Annotated in this window: 15 protein-coding genes; 9 read left to right on the top strand and 6 right to left on the bottom strand. The window is 64.9% G+C overall.

Annotated elements, in window-relative coordinates; genetic code table 11:
• Nucleotides 1-25: 25 nt before the first annotated feature.
• The 5 genes from FGS76_RS01660 to FGS76_RS01640 form a co-directional block, all read right to left on the bottom strand.
• A complete protein-coding gene (locus FGS76_RS01660; protein WP_138770890.1) occupies nucleotides 26-1,141 on the bottom strand; it encodes a GGDEF domain-containing protein in 1,116 nt (371 codons plus the stop codon).
• Complete coding sequence (locus FGS76_RS01655; protein ID WP_138770889.1) at nucleotides 1,138-2,235, bottom strand: GGDEF domain-containing protein; 1,098 nt, start codon at nucleotides 2,233-2,235, stop codon at nucleotides 1,138-1,140. Before FGS76_RS01655 ends, FGS76_RS01660 begins: the two co-directional genes overlap by 4 nt.
• 163 nt (nucleotides 2,236-2,398) lie before the next feature.
• On the bottom strand, nucleotides 2,399-3,889 hold the full coding sequence (gene glpK / locus FGS76_RS01650; protein ID WP_138770891.1) for a glycerol kinase GlpK: 1,491 nt from the start codon (nucleotides 3,887-3,889) through the stop codon (nucleotides 2,399-2,401).
• A gap of 41 nt (nucleotides 3,890-3,930) precedes the next feature.
• On the bottom strand, nucleotides 3,931-5,568 hold the full coding sequence (locus tag FGS76_RS01645; RefSeq protein ID WP_138770888.1) for an ATP-binding protein: 1,638 nt from the start codon (nucleotides 5,566-5,568) through the stop codon (nucleotides 3,931-3,933).
• Between the two features lie 25 nt (nucleotides 5,569-5,593).
• Nucleotides 5,594-6,316: a response regulator gene (locus FGS76_RS01640; protein WP_138770887.1), complete on the bottom strand. Its 723-nt coding sequence runs from the start codon at nucleotides 6,314-6,316 to the stop codon at nucleotides 5,594-5,596.
• A 566-nt stretch (nucleotides 6,317-6,882) separates the two neighbouring features.
• Between FGS76_RS01640 and FGS76_RS01635 the strand changes: the two genes are divergently transcribed.
• Nucleotides 6,883-9,798, top strand: a complete 2,916-nt coding sequence (locus tag FGS76_RS01635; protein ID WP_138770886.1) for a ribonucleoside-diphosphate reductase subunit alpha — start codon at nucleotides 6,883-6,885, stop codon at nucleotides 9,796-9,798.
• Between the two features lie 69 nt (nucleotides 9,799-9,867).
• The gene (locus FGS76_RS01630) at nucleotides 9,868-11,181 is read left to right on the top strand and encodes a ribonucleotide-diphosphate reductase subunit beta (protein ID WP_138770885.1); all 1,314 of its coding nucleotides are present in this window, start codon (nucleotides 9,868-9,870) and stop codon (nucleotides 11,179-11,181) included.
• Nucleotides 11,182-11,348: 167 nt separating this feature from the next.
• Here the strand turns inward: FGS76_RS01630 and FGS76_RS01625 are convergent, their stop codons facing one another.
• Nucleotides 11,349-12,365 (bottom strand): AraC family transcriptional regulator, encoded by a 1,017-nt coding sequence (locus tag FGS76_RS01625; protein WP_138770884.1) that lies wholly within the window; start codon nucleotides 12,363-12,365, stop codon nucleotides 11,349-11,351.
• Between the two features lie 136 nt (nucleotides 12,366-12,501).
• Here FGS76_RS01625 and FGS76_RS01620 point away from each other — a divergent pair, with 136 nt between their 5' ends.
• The 7 genes from FGS76_RS01620 to FGS76_RS01590 all read left to right on the top strand — a co-directional run bounded on the left by FGS76_RS01620 (nucleotide 12,502) and on the right by FGS76_RS01590 (nucleotide 20,155).
• Nucleotides 12,502-14,007 carry a flavin-containing monooxygenase gene (locus FGS76_RS01620; protein WP_138770883.1) on the top strand — a complete coding sequence of 502 codons (1,506 nt, stop codon included), beginning with the start codon at nucleotides 12,502-12,504 and terminating at the stop codon, nucleotides 14,005-14,007.
• A gap of 44 nt (nucleotides 14,008-14,051) precedes the next feature.
• Nucleotides 14,052-14,858, top strand: coding sequence for an alpha/beta hydrolase (locus tag FGS76_RS01615; RefSeq protein ID WP_138770882.1), 807 nt, complete (start codon nucleotides 14,052-14,054; stop codon nucleotides 14,856-14,858).
• 110 nt (nucleotides 14,859-14,968) lie between these two features.
• Nucleotides 14,969-15,220, top strand: a complete 252-nt coding sequence (locus FGS76_RS01610) for a hypothetical protein (protein WP_138770881.1) — start codon at nucleotides 14,969-14,971, stop codon at nucleotides 15,218-15,220.
• A 283-nt stretch (nucleotides 15,221-15,503) separates the two neighbouring features.
• A complete protein-coding gene (locus tag FGS76_RS01605) occupies nucleotides 15,504-15,845 on the top strand; it encodes a DMT family transporter (RefSeq protein ID WP_138770880.1) in 342 nt (113 codons plus the stop codon).
• Nucleotides 15,842-16,168, top strand: coding sequence for a multidrug/spermidine efflux SMR transporter subunit MdtI (mdtI, locus tag FGS76_RS01600; RefSeq protein ID WP_138770879.1), 327 nt, complete (start codon nucleotides 15,842-15,844; stop codon nucleotides 16,166-16,168). Before FGS76_RS01605 ends, mdtI begins: the two co-directional genes overlap by 4 nt.
• 127 nt (nucleotides 16,169-16,295) lie before the next feature.
• Nucleotides 16,296-17,939 carry an acetolactate synthase large subunit gene (locus tag FGS76_RS01595; protein WP_138770878.1) on the top strand — a complete coding sequence of 548 codons (1,644 nt, stop codon included), beginning with the start codon at nucleotides 16,296-16,298 and terminating at the stop codon, nucleotides 17,937-17,939.
• Nucleotides 17,940-18,109: 170 nt separating this feature from the next.
• The gene (locus FGS76_RS01590) at nucleotides 18,110-20,155 is read left to right on the top strand and encodes a bifunctional metallophosphatase/5'-nucleotidase (protein ID WP_138770877.1); all 2,046 of its coding nucleotides are present in this window, start codon (nucleotides 18,110-18,112) and stop codon (nucleotides 20,153-20,155) included.
• Nucleotides 20,156-20,377: the final 222 nt, after the last annotated feature.

Below are 20,377 nucleotides of genomic sequence, written 5' to 3'. Positions count from 1 at the left end.
GTAGCTTGCAGCTTGGGGCTTGTAGCTATGTCTTCTCCCGACAAACCCTGTTCCGCCCCTGGCTTTTCGCCAGATACAACGCATGGTCGGCGCGGGCGATAAGCTGGTCCACGGTTTCACCGGGGCGGTAGCAGGCGACGCCGGCGGAGAGGCTGACCTTGGGCGGGCCGTTGAGGGCGCGGAAGTCCCGTTCGCCCCAGCCCTGGCGCAGGCGCTCGGCGGCCAGTTCGGCGCCTTCCAGGTCGCTCTGCGGCAGCACCATGATGAACTCCTCGCCCCCCAGCCGCGCCAGATAGTCGCCGCCGCGCAGGTCCGCCAGCGCGAAATCGGCGAAGTCACGAAGCACCCGATCCCCCCAGCCGTGGCCGAAGGCATCGTTGATCGCCTTGAAGTAATCCAGGTCCACGTAGCACACCGAAAACGGATAAATGCCGCCGTCGGCCAGCCCTTTCTGATGTTCCAGCACCTGCAGAATATGGCGCCGGTTGAACAGGCCGGTAAGGTCATCGCGGATCGCCAGGTCCCGGACCTGTTCCAGGGCGTCGGCCAGGGCCTGGTTCTTCTCCGCCAGCCGCCGACGCAGGCCGTTGACGCCGCTGCCGGTGACCGCGAAGCTCACGCTCACCAGGGTAAACACCAGCCACTGCAGGGCTTCCAGGGTCAGGCTCAGGCGCACGCCGTGGTCCCAGGCGGCCACCGCCAGCATCAGCAGGTAGCCGACGCTGGCCAGCACCGCCAGGCGCAGCAGCGAGCGGGCACCGAGCCGGAACGACACCAGCAGCAGCAACGGGAAAAACAGCATCAGCGCGCTGCTGCGCGCTTCATTCAGGCCGAAGGCGGTGACCAGGAAGGCCAGCAGCAACACCAGCGCCGCCGGCATCGACAGGCTCGGTTCGCGCCAGTCGGCGGTGAGCCCGGATTCCACCAGGATCAGGTAAACCAGGCCCGGCACCAGCAGCCCGGCGGTCACCGCCACCAGCAGCACCGGTGGCAGCTGCAGCGCCCCCTGCCACCACAGCAGCAGGGTCAGCAGCACATGCAGCACCGCCACCGCCAGCAACGCCCGTCCATGGCGACGCAGCAGACGCCACTCACTGACCGTCAGGTTACGGGCGCGGCGCCAGTCGTCCTGGGGTTTCATGGCGGCCCCGCGGCGACCAGGCGGTCGCGCCCGGCGGACTTGGCCTGGTAGAGCAGATGGTCCGCCCGCGCCATCACCTGGTCCGGGGTCTCGGTCTGGCCCACCACGGTGAGCCCCACCGAGGCGGTCACTTCCAGGGCCGGGGCGGCCATGAAGCGCTGGGCGCGCAGCGCGTCCAGCAACCCGGTGACACTGTCCCGGGCCTGGTCCAGATCAAGCACCGGCATCGCCAGCAGGAACTCCTCGCCACCCAGCCGTGCCACGATGTCCTTTTCGCCCAGGTAACGGTTGGTCAGTTCGGCGAAGCGCACCAGCACCCGGTCGCCGAACTGGTGGCCGTGGCGGTCGTTGATGCGCTTGAAATGGTCCAGGTCGACGAACGCCACCGCCAGCAGGAAGCCCCCCCGCCGCGATTGGCTACAGGCTTTTTCCAGCAGTTCCATGGCATGGCGGCGGGCATAGAGGCCGGTGAGTTCGTCGCGGATCGCCAGGTCCTGGATGCGCTCCAGCAGGTCGGAAAGCTGGCTGTTACGCTCCCGCAGGCGCAGACGGATGCTGGAAATTTCGCTGGCCAGCAGCACCATGGCCAGGGTAATCAGGGCGAACAGCAGCCAGTGGCTCCACTCCGCCCCGGGCCGGGGCAGCGCGCCGATCAGTTGCAGATGCATCAGCACCAGCCCGTAGCCGGCCACCGCCACCGCCGCCGCCCGCGCCACCCGCCGGCGCCGTACCCGGAACACGCCCTGGTGCAGAATGGCGAAGAAGAAACTCATCACCGCCAATCGCACTTCCTGCACGAACGCCACGGACAGCAACAAGGCCAGGATCGACCAGACCATCAGCGGTTCGGTCATGGAGGGATCTTGCAGACGGCGGTTGAAGGCCAGCCAGGCGAACGCCAGCAGCGCCAGATGGCCACCCCAGATCACCGCGAACACGGTGATGAAAGCGCTGTCTCCACCACGGAAGAAGCCCCACTGCAGCACCAGCCAGCAGACCAGCGTGTGGGCGCCGCCGCCTACCAGAAGGGCGAAGGCGAGACGTCGCAAATAGAGATCCTGGCGTTCGCCGGGCTCGGCGGGCCAACCACGCATATGATCCTTCCCCCAGACCATCGACGGAGACGCGAACGGTGCTGCCATGGATTGCCCTTGGCCGCGCGGGCCGGGCTTTGGAATGATCGGTCAGCAGGTCACCGGCTATCCGGGGGAATGATAGTTAAAAATGTGAGGCGATTCACATTTTTTGGTCGCCTTTTCAAGCGCGGCTGTCTGAACACACCCGCTTCACCGCTTCACGCCAACCCCGATAGCGGCGTTCCCGTTCCACTTCTTCCAGCGCTGGCTGGAACGCCCGGTCGCGCTGCCAATGGCTGGCCACCGCGTCGAGGTCGTCGAACAGGCCCACACCCAGGCCGGCCAGGTAGGCGGCCCCCAGGGCGGTGGTCTCGGTGACCCGGGGCCGGTCCACACGCACCCCCAGCACATCGGCCAGGGTCTGGCCGAGCCAGTTGTTGACCACCATGCCGCCGTCCACGCGCAGGGTGGTGGGCCGTTGTCCGCAGTCGGCGGCCATCGCTTCCAGCAAATCCCGGGATTGATAGCAGACCGCTTCCAGACCGGCGGTGACCACCTCGGCGATGCCGGTGTCCCGGGTCAGGCCGAGCAGCGCGCCGCGGGCGTGGGGGTCCCACCAGGGCGCGCCCAGGCCGGTGAACGCCGGCACCAGATAGACGCCGCCGGCGGAGCCCACGCGCCGGGCCAGGGCCTCGGTTTCGCTGGCGTGGGAAATCAGGTTGAGGCCGTCGCGGAGCCATTGAATGGCGGCGCCGGCCACGAAGATGGAGCCCTCCAGGGCATAGGTGGTGTGGCCGTTGAGCCGGTAGCCCACGGTGGTCAGCAGGCGGTTCTCCGAGGTCACCGCCTGGCCGGTGTTCATCACCATGAAGCAGCCGGTGCCGTAGGTGCTTTTCACCATGCCCGGCTGGAAGCAGGCCTGGCCCACCAGCGCCGCCTGCTGGTCGCCGGCGATGCCGGCCACCGGCACCGTGGCGCCGAGCAGGGCGCTGTCGGTGCGGCCGAACTCACCGGCGCTGTCGCGCACCTCCGGCAGCAGCGAAGCGGGGATGTCGAACAGCGCCAGCAGGTCGTCGTCCCACTGCTGGGTGTGGATATTGAACAGCAGCGTGCGTGAAGCGTTGGTGGCGTCGGTGGCGTGCACGCGGCCATGGGTCAGTTTCCAGAGCAGCCAGCAGTCGATGGTGCCGAACGCCAGATGGCCCTGCCGGGCCAGGTCCCGGGCACCCTCCACGTTGTCCAGCAGCCAGCCCAGCTTGGTGGCGGAAAAATAGGGGTCCAGCAGCAGCCCGGTGCGCTCGCGCACCAGTGCTTCATGGCCTTCGCTCTTGAGGCGCTGGCAGGTGTCGGCGGTGCGCCGGTCCTGCCAGACGATGGCCCGCGCCAGCGGCTCGCCGGTGCGCCGGTCCCACAGCACCGTGGTCTCGCGCTGGTTGGTGATGCCAATGGCGGCCAGGTCCGCCGCCTCCACGCCGGCGTTGCGCAGCGCCTGCCGGCACAGGGTAATGGCGTCGTTCCAGATTTCCGCCGCATCGTGTTCCACCCAGCCGTCCCGGGGAAAGTGCTGACGGAATTCCTTTTGCGCCTGGCCCAGGGTTTCGCCGTCACGGTCGAAAACGATGGCCCGGGAGCTGGTGGTGCCCTGGTCGATGGCGAGAATAAAAGACGACATCATGCCTCCACTGCAATCCATGGTCGGGCCCCGGCCCGGCGCTAGGCCGCGCCGTTGGGCCGGCCCCGTCCCAATACGTGTTGTTCTTGTTGATGCCGGGGCAGGATGACACGGAAGCGCGCGCCGCCCCATTCGCTTTCCCCGACCTGGATGTCACCGCCGTGCCACTCGATGATGCGCTTGACGATGGACAGGCCCAGGCCGTAACCGCCGCTGGCCCGGTGGCGGCTTTTGTCCAGCCGCGCGAACGGTTTGAACACCCGCTCGCGCTGGTGCTCGGGTATGCCCTTGCCGTCGTCGTCCACGTCCAGCACCAGGCAGTCGCCCTCCTCGCGCAGCGTCATGCGCACCCGGGAGGCGGCGTAGCGCAGGGCATTGGTCACCAGGTTCTGCATGATGCGGTGCAGGTAGCGGGGGTCGCCGTCCACGGTCAGGTCCGGGTCCCCTTCCACCTCGATGGCGATATCACCGCGAATGCCATCCAGTTCGGCGGCCAGCTGCTCGCAGATTTCGCGCAGGAACACCGGCTGGAAGTCCACCGTGGGCGTGCCCTCCTCCAGCCGCGCATAGGTGAGGATCTCGTCGATCAGCCGGTCCAGCTGGTCGATGTCCCGGTCCAGGGCATTGAGCTTCTCGCGGCGTTCCTCGGCGGACTCGCAGTCGGCCAGCATCTCCAGGCCGAAGCGCAACCGGGCCACCGGCGTGCGCAGCTCGTGGGACACCGCCCGGGTCATTTCCCGCTGGGCCTCGATCAGCCGGCGGATATGGGCGGTCATGCCATTGAAGGTGGCGGCCACCTGGCCGATGGGGTCATTGCCGCGCACATCCGCGTAGGCGGCCAGGTCACCGGCCCCCAGCCGTTGCACCGCACGCCCCAGGCGCCGCAGCCGGGTCTGCAGCGGGCGCACCTGCAGATAGGTGGACACCGCCACCATCAGCAGCGCCAGCACGCCGGCGATGGCCAGCAGTTGCCAGGGGAAGGGGTCGAACAGGTACATGGGCCCGAGCACCAGCACCCGGGAGGTGGCCTGGTCGCCGCCGTCCACCGGCGCCAGCACGCGCACGCTGGCGTTGCGGCTGGTGCTGTCGGAAAGACTGAACACCACCTCGCCGCGCAGCAGCCGCTGGCGTTGTTCGCCATCCAGCAGCAGGGAGGAGACCGGCTGTATCGCCAGCGGGTAGCCGAACTGTTCGCGCAGCCCGGCCAGGGCCTGGTCGCCGGCGCCCGGTTTGCCCAGGGCGTCCAGCACCAGCCGGGCGGTGGCCCGGGCCTGCTGCTCGGAGAGCCGGCTGAGGCGGGCGCGCAGGAACAGGGGGGAGTCCGGCAACGGGTAGAGCACGTCCACGCTGGTGGCGTCGTCGTCGCGGGCACGCAGCACCACCCGGCCCTCGTCCAGATGCAGCGCCTCCCGGTAGGACAGCCCCAGACCGTCCCGGTTATCCACCGCCACCGGCGCGCCGAACAGGCGGCTCAGGTACAGCGAGCGGGCCTGGCGGCCGGCTTCATCCAGCCCCCGGTAGCCCTCCGCCATCAGGTAGAAGGTCCCTTTGGCCATGCGCTCCCGGTACATCAGCGACCGGTAGTCGTTGACCAGTTCCACGCCGGCATAGGTGAGCGCCCCGATGATCAGAAGAGCCACCAGAATGCCGCCGTAGATACGGACGAAAATGCTGCTCAAGGGGGTGCTCCGGCCAGACCGGCGATCAGCCGGAACTCATTTCCCGCACGAACAGGTAGCCCTTGGAACGTACCGTCTTGATGCGCTTGGGATTCTCCGGATCGTCGCCCACCTTGGGCCGGATGCGGGAAATGCGCACGTCGATGGAGCGGTCCTGGCCGTCGTACTGAATGCCGCGCAGCTTCTCGAAGATGGTCTCCCGGGACAGCACGGTGCCGGCGTTGGAGGCCAGCAGCCAGAGCAGGTCGTACTCGGCGCTGGTCAGGTCCACGGATTCGCCGCGCAGGGTCACTTCGCGGGCGGAGTTGTCGATCACCAGGGCGCCGAACTCCAGGCGCGCCGGGGAACTGTCGCGCTCGTTGTCGGTTTCCACCCGCCGCAGCAGGGCGCGGATGCGGGCCAGCAGCACCCGCGGCTTGACCGGCTTGGCCACGTAGTCGTCGGCGCCCATCTCCAGGCCCAGCACCTGATCCATGTCGTCGGTGCGGGCGGTGAGCATGAGGATCGGGTTCTTGAAGGCACCCCGCACCTCGCGGCACACGGTGAGCCCATCGGCGCCGGGCAGCATCAGATCCAGTACCACCAGATCCGGCTGCTCCGAGCGGATGCGACGGATCGCTTCCTCCCCATCGCTGACCACGGTGACATTGAGGCCGTTGGACTGAAGATATTCACAGGTCAGATCGGCGAGGCGTTCATCGTCTTCGACGATCATGATGGTCGGCGGGTTATCCTGCACGGTGGTCATCCCGTCCTTGTCCTTATCAATTTTATGTATGTGGGCCGTTCGCATCTTTTATACGCATACCGGTGCGCCCCGGCAACCGAAACGGCGCGCCCGCCAAGCACAATATATAGGGTTTGCGGGCCCGGCCCAAGTGCCGTCGGCGGGGTGTTCCGGCTTGCCCACAAAACCCCACAGATTATCCACAGGATTTCCCCAGCCGGAAAGGTTGCAAATGGCCTGTCTCACCTATAACTTGTAGCCGTATCGGGCAGCGACCCCAAGATATTGGGTTTTGGCACCACTTCCCAGGATGCCGGGCCGATTCTTTCCCGCCCCTGGAAAAACGCCGCCGGATCAGCCGCTTACGGCTCCCGCGGACGCCAACGGCCGCCCCGCCCGACCAGAGCACAACGTTTCGGAATACTACATATGGTGTTTGCGCCGCCGGACCGCATTCCCGGCCCCCGCCATCGCCGACCGGAGACCGGCGGCGCACGCACCCGCCAGACGGCAATCGCTAGCGCCGGACACCGTCCGGCACGGCAGCAAACACAAGCACAGCAAAGTACACAGACGGAGAGGGCATCATGCAGACGGATATGAATCGTGATCAGGCCAGCCACGGCGTTCCGGCCGGTGACGATGCGCAGCAGGACGTGGCCGCCACCGCGCCCGGTCAGCTGCGCGTCATCAAGCGCAACGGCAAGGTGGTCTCCTACGATGACGACAAGATCACCGTGGCCATCACCAAGGCGTTCCTGGCCGTGGAAGGCGGCACCGCCGCCGCCAGTTCGCGCATTCACGAAACCGTGGAGCGGCTCACCGAGCAGGTCAGCGCCACGTTCAAACGTCGCATGCCCTCCGGTGGCACCATTCATATCGAGGAAATCCAGGACCAGGTCGAGCTGGCGCTGATGCGCAACGGCGAGCACAAGGTCGCCCGCGACTACGTGCTGTACCGCGACCAGCAGGCCCGCAAACGCGCCGAACGCGCCCGCGATCTGCCCGAGCCCAAGCACAAGGTGGACATGTCCGTCACCATGGAAGACGGCAGCCGCGCGCCGCTGGACATGGCGCGCCTGGAGCACCTGGTGCACGAGGCCTGCCACGGCCTGGAGCAGGTCAGCCCGGACAAGATCATCGCTGAAACCGTCAAGAACCTGTACGACGGCGTCTCCATCAAGGACGTCAACACCTCCATGGTGATGACCGCCCGCACCATGATCGAGATGGAGCCCAACTACTCCCAGGTCACCGCCCGGCTGCTGATGGACAAGATCCGCGCCGAGGCCCTGCAATACCTGGGCGTGGCCGAGCGCGCCAACCAGGAAGAGATGGAAGACCTTTATTCCAAGGCCCTGGCCGCCTACGTGGAAAAAGGCATCGAGTACGAACTGCTGAGCCCGGAACTGGCCGAGTTCAACCTCAACCAGCTGGGCGCCGCCATCGACGGCAAGCGCGACCTGCAGTTCTCCTACCTGGGCCTGCAGACCCTCTACGACCGCTACTTCATCCACCACAAGGACACCCGCATCGAGCTGCCGCAGTGCTTCTTCATGCGCGTGGCCATGGGTCTGGCGGTACGCGAGGAGCAGCGCGAGGAACGCGCCATCGAGTTCTACAACCTGCTCTCCAGCTTCGACTACATGAGCTCCACGCCGACCCTGTTCAACGCCGGCACCCTGCGTCCGCAGCTGTCCAGCTGCTACCTGACCACGGTGCCCGATGACCTGTCCGGCATTTACAGCGCCATCCACGACAACGCCATGCTGAGCAAATTCGCCGGCGGCCTGGGCAACGACTGGACCCCGGTGCGCGCGCTGGGTGCCTACATCAAGGGCACCAACGGCAAATCCCAGGGCGTGGTGCCGTTCCTGAAAGTGGTCAACGACACCGCCGTGGCGGTGAACCAGGGCGGCAAGCGCAAGGGCGCGGTCTGTGCCTACCTGGAAACCTGGCACATGGACATCGAAGAGTTCATCGAGCTGCGCAAGAACACCGGTGACGACCGTCGCCGTACCCACGACATGAACTCCGCCAACTGGATTCCGGACCTGTTCATGAAGCGGGTGATCAACGAGCAGGACTGGACCCTGTTCAGCCCCAACGACGTGCCGGACCTGCACGATCTGTACGGCGAAGCGTTTGAGAAGCGCTACGAAGAATACGAAGCGATGACCCGCGACGGCCGCATGAAGCTCTACAAGCGTCTGCCCGCCATCAACCTGTGGCGCAAGATGCTCTCCATGCTGTTCGAAACCGGCCACCCGTGGTTCACGTTCAAGGATCCGTGCAACCTGCGCAGCCCGCAGCAGCACGTGGGCGTGGTGCACTCCTCCAACCTGTGCACCGAGATCACCCTGAACACCAACAAGGACGAAATCGCGGTGTGCAACCTGGGTTCCGTGAACCTGGCCCAGCACGTCGGCGAAAACGGCCTGGACCGGGACAAGCTGGCCAGCACCGTGAAAACCGCCGTGCGCATGCTCGATAACGTCATCGACATCAACTACTACAGCGTGCCCCAGGCGGAACGTTCCAACATGAAGCACCGGCCGGTGGGCCTGGGCATCATGGGCTTCCAGGACGCGCTCTATAAGCAGGGCTACAGCTACGCCTCCTCGGAAGCGGTGGCGTTCGCCGACCAGTCCATGGAAGCGGTGAGCTACTACGCCATCCAGGCCTCCGCCAAACTGGCCGAGGAGCGCGGCGCCTACCAGACCTTCGACGGTTCCCTGTGGAGCCAGGGCGTGCTGCCGATCGACTCCATCGACATGCTGGTCAAGCAGCGTGGCGAGGAATACTGCCAGGTGGACCGCAGCCAGACCCTGGACTGGGACACGGTGCGCGAGATGGCCAAAAAAGGCATGCGCAACTCCAACGTGATGGCGATCGCCCCCACCGCCACCATCGCCAACATCACCGGCGTGTCGCAGTCCATCGAGCCCACGTACCAGAACCTGTACGTGAAATCGAACCTGTCCGGCGAATTCACCGTGGTCAACCCGTACCTGGTGAACGCGCTCAAGGAGCGCGGCCTGTGGGACAACGTGATGGTCAACGACCTCAAGTACTACGACGGTTCCGTGCTGCCCATCGAGCGTGTTCCCGAGGACCTCAAGGAACGCTTCCGCACCGCCTTCGAGGTGGAGCCGCGCTGGATGGTGGAAGCCGCCAGCCGCCGTCAGAAATGGATCGACCAGGCACAGTCCCTGAACCTGTACATCGCCGACGCCAACGGCAAGAAGCTGGACGTCACCTACAAGATGGCCTGGCTGCTGGGTCTGAAGACCACTTACTACCTGCGCGCCATCGGCGCCACCCAGACCGAGAAGTCCACCATCAATGACGGCAAGCTCAACCGGGTCTCTTCAGGCGCTGAAGGCTCCTCCGGTGGCGGCGACGCCCCGGTCGCCGGCGCCGCCGAGCCGGAGTTCAGCCAGGCGGCGGACGTGCCCCAGGCCTGCTCCATCGACGACCCGGACTGCGAAGCCTGTCAGTAAGGACGCCGGACCCATTAAGGAATGCACTCCGTGACGCCGAGGCGTCACCCTGAAAGAATGGAGAGAATCATGCTCAGCTGGGACGATTTTCATGCACAAGAGACGCCGACCCCCAACCAGCACGGCCGTGCCGGCGCAACGCCGCCGCAATCTGAGTCGGTATCTGAGGAAGCGGCATCTGCACCTCAAGCACCGGCAGAGGGAAGTGCTGCGGATGCAGGAAATGACCACGCAGAACGACAGCCCGGACACGACGAACTGCGAGGAAGCACCGAAGCGGCGCTGACCGACGCGGTGGCCCGCGCCCAGCAGGCGGTGGCCCGCATGGACGCCGCCGAGGGGCTGGCCGAGCTGGAAGGCACCGCCGGCCGTGTGCAGGTCGACGACAAGCGCATGATCAACTGCCGCGCCGACCTCAACCAGCTGGTGCCCTTCAAATACGACTGGGCCTGGCAGAAATACCTGGACGGCTGCGCCAACCACTGGATGCCCCAGGAAATCAACATGAACGCCGACCTGGCGTTGTGGAAGAAGGAAGGCGGCCTCACCGATGACGAGCGCCGCATCGTCAAGCGCAACCTGGGCTTCTTCTCCACCGCCGATTCCCTGGTGGCCAACAACCTGGTGCTCGCCACCTACCGGCTGATCACCAACCCGGAATGCCGCCAGTACATTCTGCGCCAGGCGTTCGAGGAAGCGATCCACACCCACGCCTACCAGTACTGCATCGAGTCCCTGGGCATGGACGAAGGCGAGATCTTCAACATGTACCGGGAAATCCCCTCGGTGGCCAAGAAGGCGCAATGGGGCATTGAGTACACCCGCGAGATTTCCGACCCGAAATTCACCACCGGGACCGTGGAAACCGACAAGGCGCTGCTCAAGAACCTGATCGCGTTCTACTGCGTGCTGGAAGGCATCTTCTTCTACTGCGGCTTCACCCAGATCCTGTCCATGGGCCGCCGCAACAAGATGACCGGCGTGGCCGAGCAGTTCCAGTACATCCTGCGCGACGAGTCCATGCACGTGAACTTCGGCGTCGACGTGATCAACCAGATCAAACTGGAAAACCCGCATCTGTGGGACCAGGGCATGCGTGACAAGGTCACCCAGATGATCCTGGAAGGCACCGAGCTGGAAATCCAATATGCCCGCGACACCATGCCGCGCGGCGTACTGGGCATGAACGCGGCGATGATGGAAGAGTACCTGCAATTCATCGCCAACCGCCGCCTCACCCAGCTGGGTCTGCCCGAGCAGTTCAAGGGCGTCACCAACCCGTTCCCCTGGATGAGTGAAATCATGGACCTGCGGAAAGAGAAGAACTTCTTCGAAACCCGGGTCACCGAGTACCAGGTGGGTGGCGCGCTGAGCTGGGATTGATTCGCTTTCCCTGATCCGCCGCCAAAAAAGAAGGCACGTCACCATCACCGATGGGACGTGCCTTTTTTTTGGCCGCAAAGATTGTAGGAGCGGCTTCAGCCGCGATGCGGATGGCATCGTCGCTGATCGCGGCTGAAGCCGCTCCTACCCCGGGAATCGGGCCGCGTTCAGCCGCCCAACAGCTGGCGGCGATAGGAAACCGGCGTCGCGCCAAACCAGTCCCGGCAGGCGCGGTTGAACACGGACTGCTCCGAGTAGCCCAGCAAGCCGGCGATCTGGCTGGGTTTCAGGTTGGGCTCCAGCAAATACTGGCGGGCCATTTTCTTACGCTCTTCGTCAAGCAACTGCTGGTAGCTGGTGTCTTCCATGACCAGGCGCCGCTGCAAGGTCCGCTTGTGCATGGACAGCTGCGAAGCAATGAGGTCCGCGGTGCATTTGCCGGTGGGCAGCAGCGTATTGATCAGGGCGCTCACCTCCTCGGCCAGGGTGTGGGCATTGGGCGCCTGCTGAGACGCCAGATAACGCTCCGCCAGCTCCCAGGTCTGGTGGTCGGCGCTGGACAGCGGCAGGTCGAACACCGCCTCCGGCAGACAAAATCCGGTCCACTGCTGATCGAAACAAATCCGGCAAGGAAACATGGCCCGGTAGATATTTTGGTTGGCCACCCGTGAATGCTGGAGATGCACGGACAGCGGCCGGAAATCCTCCCCGCACAACAGCTTCAGCACTTGCATGGTGTTGGCCAGGGTCAATTCATGGGCCTGGATGCTGTAGCCGGCGCCTTCGTCATCAATCTGGTACAGCAAGCGCACCCCGGGCCGGCCCTGGAAATGCCCCCGCTCGATGCTCAGCCCCAGCGCCGGACAATGCAGGTACAGATAGCGGGCAATGCTTTGCATTGCCTCCCCGACGGTGGCGGAGCTGCGCGCGATCACTGAAAGCGGGCCGAGAATATCCATGCCCTGATAGGCCGCCAGGCTCATGCCAAAGGTCGGGTCGCCGAGCACCCCGGCGGTATTCTCCAGCAACTCGCAGAAGTGTCTGAACACCAGGAAACCACGATCATCCCGCCGCTCCTCCGGCGGCAGATGGCAGCGGCTCAGCAGAGGCTCCGGCTGCGCGCCCTTGCGTCTTACCTGCTCTTCGTAACCCCACAGGTTGGTGGCTCGAATAAGGCTGGGCATGAAGTTCTCCTGAGGAAGCCCCTGCAACCCTGTCGCGATTCATCAAAAAATTGTCCGGATTCGTCAATATTGTCAAGTCCGCCCTTGGAATAGTGAGGCTTGCACCTGACCGGATTTATAAAAAGGAGAACATCCGATGTCTGACCAACAGCACTTCGACCTCATCATCGTGGGCGCCGGCCTGTCCGGTATCGGCACCGCCTGCCGCGTGGCCGGGGAGTACCCCGATAAATCCATGGCGATCATCGAACGCCGGGAAAACCTGGGAGGCACCTGGGACCTGTTCCGCTACCCGGGCATCCGCTCCGATTCCGACATGGCCAGCTTCGGCTACAACTTCAAGCCCTGGTATTCCGACCAGGTGCTGGCCAAGGGCGCGGATATCCGCGAGTACATCCAGGAAACCGCCCGCGAATTCAATCTCGCCGACAAAGTGCACTATGGGCTGCGGACCCTCAGCGCGGATTGGAGCGATGCGGAACAACGCTGGACGCTGACCACCCTGCACGAGCCGTCCGGCGAAACCCGGGTTTTTACCTGCGACTTTATCGTCAATTGCGCCGGCTACTACCGTTACGACCACGGCTACCGCCCGAGCTTCAAAGGCGAGGAAAATTTCAAAGGCGACATCGTCCACCCCCAGTTCTGGCCGGAGGATCTGGATTACGCCGGCAAGAAGGTGGTGGTGATTGGCAGTGGCGCCACGGCCATCACGGTGGTGCCGGCAATGGCCGGGAAAGCGGCCAGCGTGACCATGCTGCAGCGCTCACCGAGCTACGTTATGTCGGTGCCCGATACCGACAAGATTTCCATGGCGCTGAGCAAGATCCTGCCCAAGGAGAAGGTGTTCGGCATGGCCCGCAAACGCAATATCCTGTTGCAACGCGGCCTCTATCTCGCCTGCGAGCGCTGGCCCCGGGCCATGCGCAAGTTGATGCTTCGCCATATCCGCCGCCAGGTCGGTCCGGATTTCGACATGCGGCACTTTTCACCGAAGTACAATCCCTGGGAGCAACGGCTGTGCGCGGCGCCGGACGGTGATTTCTTCAAGGTGCTGCGCGACGGCAAGGCGACCATCGCCACCGACCACATCGATCATTTTTCCGAGAACGGCATCGTTCTGGAATCCGGCGAGACCCTGGAGGCGGACATCATCGTCACCGCCACCGGCCTGGACGTGCAGCTCATGGGTGGCCTGGAATTGCAGTTGAACGGCGAGCCGGTGGACGTGCCGAAAAAGATGACCTACAAGAGTATTCTGCTTCAGGACGTGCCCAACTATGCCTGGATCATCGGCTACACCAACGCGCCCTGGACACTGAAGTGCGACATCGGCGGGCAATATATCTGCCGTCTTTTCGAGGAAATGAAAAAGCGCGGGGTCAAGGCGGTCCGCCCGGTTGACCACGGCGGCAACCTTACCGATACCGGCATGATGGACGGCTTCGCTCCGGGCTATATCGCCCGTGCCAAGGACCGCATGCCCCGGCAGGGACGGAGCGGCCCCTGGAAGGTCACCATGCACTACGGCAAGGATAAGAAGATGCTGACCCAGGACGCCGTGGACGACGGTTCGCTGCGCTTTGAACCGCCGGCCCGCCGGCCGGCCAAGGCGGCGGCGCCCCTGAAAGCCTCCGCCTGACCGTCCCTTGCGACTCCGGCCTTTTTGAAAAAGGAAACAGGACCATGAACGAGAATAACAAACCACCGGTGGTGCTGATCCACGGTATGTGGAGCGACGGCGACACCCTGCACGAAGTACGCGACGCGTTCTCCGAGCAGGGTTATGAGGTGATCTCGCTGACCCTTCCCAACCACCACACCCGCGAGCAACACACCGAAGCCAGCATCAGGAAGCTGGCCCGCACCAGCCTGCAGGACTACGTGGACTTCCTGGTGACGCGCATCAAGGGGCTGGCCACGCCGCCGATCCTGGTGGGCCACTCCATGGGTGGATTGCTGGCCCAGCTCACCGCCGCCCGGGTGCCCTGCCAGCGGCTGATTCTGCTGTCATCGGCGGCGCCGGCGGGCATCAACGGGATGCATTTGTCGGTGCTTCGCACCCTGGGCTCGAATCTGTTCCTGTTCCCGCTGTGGCGGAAGGTCACCGCTCTCAAGCTGGCCAACATCCAATACGGCGTCGCCAACGCCCAGAGCGACGCCCTGCAGCGGGAAATTTTCGAGCACTGCGGCTACGAATCCGGCCGGGCCACCTTCCAGATCACCCTGGCCTCCTTCACCAGGCACCACTTCGCCTATGTGTCCCCGGAAGACCTGAAATGCCCGATCCTGGTGATCGGCGGCACCGAGGACCGCATTACCCCAATCCAGGTGCAGCGCGGCATCGCCCGGCGCTATGGCCCCCGCTGCCGGCTGGTGGAGATTCCCGGTTGCTGCCACTGGACCGTGGGCGGCCGCTTCTTCGGCGAGATCCGCCAGACCCTGTTCGACTGGCTGGCGGAACACCCCGCCGGCGAGCCCGCCGCCCCCTGAAGCCGGAAAATGGCTGACCCGCCGGGCTCACCGGGCCACTACGCCCAACGGCGGGTTTGTCCCGGCCCGCTTCCTTTGGCACCATTAGCGCATCCATTTGCGGAGGTGCCATGAGCGACCAAGACCACGACGACTACCCGGAGGCATTCCAAGAGGAATACCAGGGGGAGTACCAGGAAGAAGCGAGGGAATTGCTCTCCGCCATCGAACAGGTGGAGGACACCCTTGCGATGATGACCAGCGTGGTGAGCCAGCTCAAGGAACAGGTCACCGCCCACATGGGCGGCGATGACGACACCGTGGAAATGAGCGCGGAGGAATTCCTGGAGCAGTGCGAAAACGTCGAGGGCACCTGGCACTGATACCCCCGCTCCGGCCCGGTTGATGGCGTCCTTGACGAGCAGCACGGGCCCTTATCGCCGGGCGCGCTGGCGATTTTGCCGGTGTCGGCGTATAATCAACCCATTATGAATCCCTTCTTTGCTCGACAACTCCAGCCACTCGCGCATGTCATGCACAGCGAGTTCTGCTGGCGCACCTACCTTTAGATTCTCCGCGACCCCATTCGCAGCCCCTTACCGCTATCGCCCCGGGACCCTTGTTTCCCGGTTACTCGCGGGCTGCCTCCGTCGTAGAGATCCGACTATGAATCCGTGGTTTTTTCTGCTCGCCGCCATCGCCTGCGAGGTGCTTGGCACCAGCTTGATGAAACTGGCCAACGTCGAGGCGCCGTTGCTCGGCCACCTCGCCATGTATGTTCTGATTACCCTGGCCTACTACTTTCTGGCCCGCGCCATGGAGCGCATTCCCCTGGGCATCGCCTACGCGCTGTGGGAGGCCGTGGGCCTGGTGCTGATCGCCCTGGTGGGCGTGGTTGTTTTTTCCGAATCGCTTTCGCCCTGGCAGGCTCTCGGCCTGTTCCTGTTGCTAGGCGGCATCGGCCTGCTCAACGGCGACACCGCGAACCAGGCGGAGGCCAGGTCATGAGCCCGTCACTGATCGCCCTCGGCTGGGTGATGCTGGCCATGGCGCTGGATGTGGTGGCCAATGTCATGCTCAAGTACTCGCAAGGCTTCCGCCGGCGTGCACCGGCTCTGGCCTCACTGGTCTGTGTACTGCTGGCCTTCACCGCCCTGGCCCAGGCGGTACGCCACCTGGATCTGGCGGTGGCCTATGCGCTGTGGGGCGGGTTCGGCATTCTCGCCACGCTTACCGCCGACGCGATATTGTTCAAGCAGGGCCTTGGAATCCGGGGTCTGCTTGGCATCGCCGTGCTGATGAGCGGGCTGATCCTGCTCAAATTCGGCTGATCGTGTCAGCCAATGGCACTGATTGGCTGGCCGGCGCGCACGCCAACGCTCAACACGTTATAGTGGCATACCGCCCCCTTTGGGCTACGCAGCCATTTTCACCCTGTCGCGAGGAGACCCCCTGTTCATGAAAGCGTCGGATCTCTTTGTCCGCGCCCTGGAAGCGGAAGGCGTGGAATACGTCTTCGCCATTCCCGGCGAGGAAAATCTTGATTTGCTGGAAGCCCTGCGCGGTTCCCGTTCCATTCAACTGGTGATCACCCGCCACGAACAGGCCGCCGGCTTCATGGCCGCCACCTATGGCCGGCTCACCGGCAAGGCCTGCGCCTGCCTGTCCACCCTGGGCCCCGGCGCCACCAACCTGGTGACCGCCGCCGCCTACGCCCAGCTGGGCGCCATGCCGATGGTGATGATCACCGGGCAGAAGCCGATCAAGTCCAGCAAGCAGGGGCAGTTCCAGATCATCGACGTGGTCGACATGATGCGACCGCTGACCAAGTTCACCAAACAGGTGGTCAGCGGCGACACCATCCCGGCCCGGGTGCGCGAGGCGTTCCGGCTGGCCCAGGAAGAGCGCCCCGGCGCCACCCACCTGGAGCTGCCCGAGGACATCGCCCGCGAGCATTCCACCATGCCGGTGCTGGAGCCGAGCCTGACGCGCCGGCCGATCGCCGAGGACAAGGCCATCTGCCGCGCCGTGGAAGCCATCAAGGCGGCCCGCAAACCGCTGATCGTGGTGGGCGCCGGCGCCAACCGCAAGCTCACCAGCAAGATGCTGCGCCAGTTCATCGAGAAGCTCGGCATCCCCGCCATCACCACCCAGATGGGCAAGGGCGTGGTGGACGAGACCGGCGCCCACTTCCTGGGCAACACGGCGCTCTCCGACGGGGACTTCGTGCACCGCGCCATCGACGCCGCCGACCTGATCATCAATGTGGGTCACGACGTGGTGGAGAAGCCGCCCTTCTTCATGCAGCCCGGCGGCGCCACCGTGGTGCACATCAACTTCAATTCCGCCCAGGTGGACCCGGTCTACTTCCCGCAGATCGAAGTGGTGGGCGACATCGCCAACAGCCTGTGGCAGTTCAAGGAACGCCTGGAACCCCAGGAGCATTGGAGCTTCGCCGATTTCCACCGGGTCCGCGACGCCCTGCAGAAACACATCGCCGAGGGCGCCCGGGACGACCGCTTCCCGATCCTGCCCCAGCGGCTGGTCCACGAGATCCGCAAGGTCATGCCCAGCGATGGCATCATCGCCCTGGACAACGGCATGTACAAAATCTGGTTCGCGCGCAACTACCCGGCCACCCATCCCAACACGGTGCTGCTGGATAACGCCCTGGCCAGCATGGGCGCCGGCCTGCCCTCCGCCATGGCCGCCAAGATGGTGCACCCGGACCGCCGGGTGATGGCGGTGTGCGGCGACGGCGGCTTCATGATGAACTCCCAGGAACTGGAAACCGCGGTGCGTCTGCGCCTGGATCTGGTGATCCTGATCCTGCGCGACGACGGCTACGGCATGATCAAGTGGAAGCAGAAGCAGATGGACTTCCACGACTTCGGCCTGGACTTCCACAACCCGGATTTCGTCGCCTACGCCAAGGCCTACGGCGCCCAGGGCCACCGCGTGGAAAGCACCGAGGCGCTGGTGACCACGGTGGAGGAATGCTACGCCGCCGGCGGCGTGCACGTAGTCGATGTGGCGGTGGACTACAGCATGAACGACCGCATCCTCAATCAGGAAATCCGCGAACTCAGCAGCAAGGTCTGAGCCCGGCGACGCCGCCCCCCCACGGGGCGGCGTGTTACTTTCCCACCGTCTTTTCCGCCTCCCCGCCCTTTCATAATTTCGACCGATTCCGGTAACCCCTGTTTCATCCGGCACTGCTTAGCTGATGTTCGCTGATCAATTCGAACGAACATCAATGGAAAGGTTTGCCGATGAATACCCCTACTCTCGGAAAGCTGACCGCCGCCATGCTGGCGGCCTTCGCCCTCACCGCCTGTGGTGGCGATAACGACAGCCACAATAATCAAACGCCGCCGGCGCAAGACACCGGCTTCCAGCTGCAACTGCTGCATTTCGCCGATATGGACGGCGCCACCGGGGCGCTGCAGAACGTGCGTCCGTTCTCCGCCGTGCTCGCCGCTCTGCGCGCCACCCACCCGGACCACACCCTGGTGCTCAGCTCCGGCGACAACTACATCCCCGGCCCCCGTTACTTCGCCGCCAACGACGATGCCATGAACGCGGTACCCGGGGTGGCGGTGGCCGGCAACGGCCGCGCCGATATCGCCATGCTCAATGCCATGGGCCTGCAGGCCAGCGCCGTGGGCAACCATGATCTGGACGGCGGCACCGGGGAATTCGCCACCATCATCGGCGCCGAGGGCAACTACTCCGGGGCCGGCTTCCCCTACCTGAGCGCCAATCTGGATTTCAGCGCGGATGCCAATCTCAGCGGCCTGGTGCAGCAGAACGGCCAGCCCCTGAACAGCATCCCCAACGGCCTGGCCGGCTACGGCACCCTGGAAGTGGCCGGCGAGCGCATCGGCGTGATCGGTGCCTCCACCCCGTCCCTGGGCAACATCACCAGCACCGGCGACATCACCGTGCGCCCGGGCAGCGGCGGCGTACCGGCGCTGGCCGCGGAACTGCAACCGGCGGTGGACGCCCTCACCGAGGACGGCATCGACAAGATCATCCTGCTCGCCCACATGCAGACCATCGGCATCGAGAAGGAACTGGCCACCCTGCTGGAGGGCGTGGACATCATCGTCGCCGGCGGTTCCAACACCCTGCTCGCCGACGACAATGACCGCCTGCTGGAAGGCGACAGCGCCGCCGACGACTACCCGCTGAGCTTCACCTCCGCCGCCAACGAACCGGTATTGGTGGTCAACACCGACGGCGACTACAAGTACGTGGGCCGCCTGGTGGTGGAGTTCGACGACAACGGCGTGCTCATCACCAACCGCCTGGACGCCTCGGTGAACGGCGCCTACGCCGCCGACGACGCCATGGCCAGCCAGCTGCAGGGCACCGTCAACAGCGATGTGGACACCATCGCCACCGCCCTGGAGGAAGTCCTCGCCGAGCGGGACGGCAATATCCTCGGCCGCACCAGCGTCTACCTGGATGGCCGCCGTGGCCAGGTGCGCACCCAGGAAACCAACCTGGGCAACCTGACCGCCGATGCCAACCTGTGGACCGCCCGCCAATACGACGCCACCGTGCAAATCTCGATCAAGAACGGCGGCGGCATCCGTGACGATATCGGCTACTTCAGCTACCCGCCGGGCTCCACCTCCGAGGACGAGCTGGAGTTCTACCCGCCCGCCGCCAACCAGAGCGCCGGTAAGGAAGAAGGCGACATCTCCCAGTTCGACCTGGAAGGCTCCCTGCGCTTCAACAACAGCCTGACCATCGGCGACGTCACCGCCCGGGAGCTGTACCAGTTGCTGGAACACGGCGTGGCCAAGGTGGAAGGCAGCGCCGGCCAGTTCCCGCAGGTGGCGGGTCTGCGCTTCAGCTTCGACCCGGCGCGCCCGGGCCTGCGCAGCCAGGCCAACGGCGACGATATGGACCAGCCCGGTGAGCGGGTACGCAGTCTGGCGGTGGTGGACGACAGCGGCGCGGTGATCGACACCGTGGTGCAAAACGGTGAGCTGCAAGGCGACCCCAACCGCACCTTCCGCCTGGTCACCCTGAGCTTCCTGGCCACCGAAAACGCCAGCAACGGCCTGGGCGGCGACGGCTACCCGTTCGACTTCCCGGTGGAAAACCGCATCGACCTGGAGGATGAAGCGGTGTCCGGCCCCAACCAGGCCACCTTCGCCGCCCCCGGCACCGAGCAGGACGCCCTGGCGGAATATCTGATCGCCAGCTTCGACGCCAGCTCCCCCTACGCCGAAGCGGAAACCGACACCGATCAGGACCTGCGCATCCAGAACCTGGCCGACCGCAACGACACCGTGCTGCCCTGAGCAACCGCGAACAACAACAACCCGAACCCACCTCAAGGGCGCCTCCAGGCGCCCTTTTTTTATGGTTCATGGTTCCGCTCCCTCGCAGCGGAACGCAGGTGCGACTTGTAGGAGCGATTTGTAGGAGCGACTGTAGGAGCGACTTCAGTCGCGATGAAGATGGCGCGGGGGTTGATCGCGGCTAAAGCGGAGTGCCGCCCAGCCGCTCCTTGTGTCTTTCCA

This window comes from Alloalcanivorax gelatiniphagus (genome assembly GCF_005938655.1).
GTDB classification, from domain to species: Bacteria; Pseudomonadota; Gammaproteobacteria; order Pseudomonadales; family Alcanivoracaceae; genus Alloalcanivorax; species Alloalcanivorax gelatiniphagus.
Note: the sequence above shows the minus strand (reverse complement) of the source record. Positions and strands in the feature narration are given on the sequence as shown.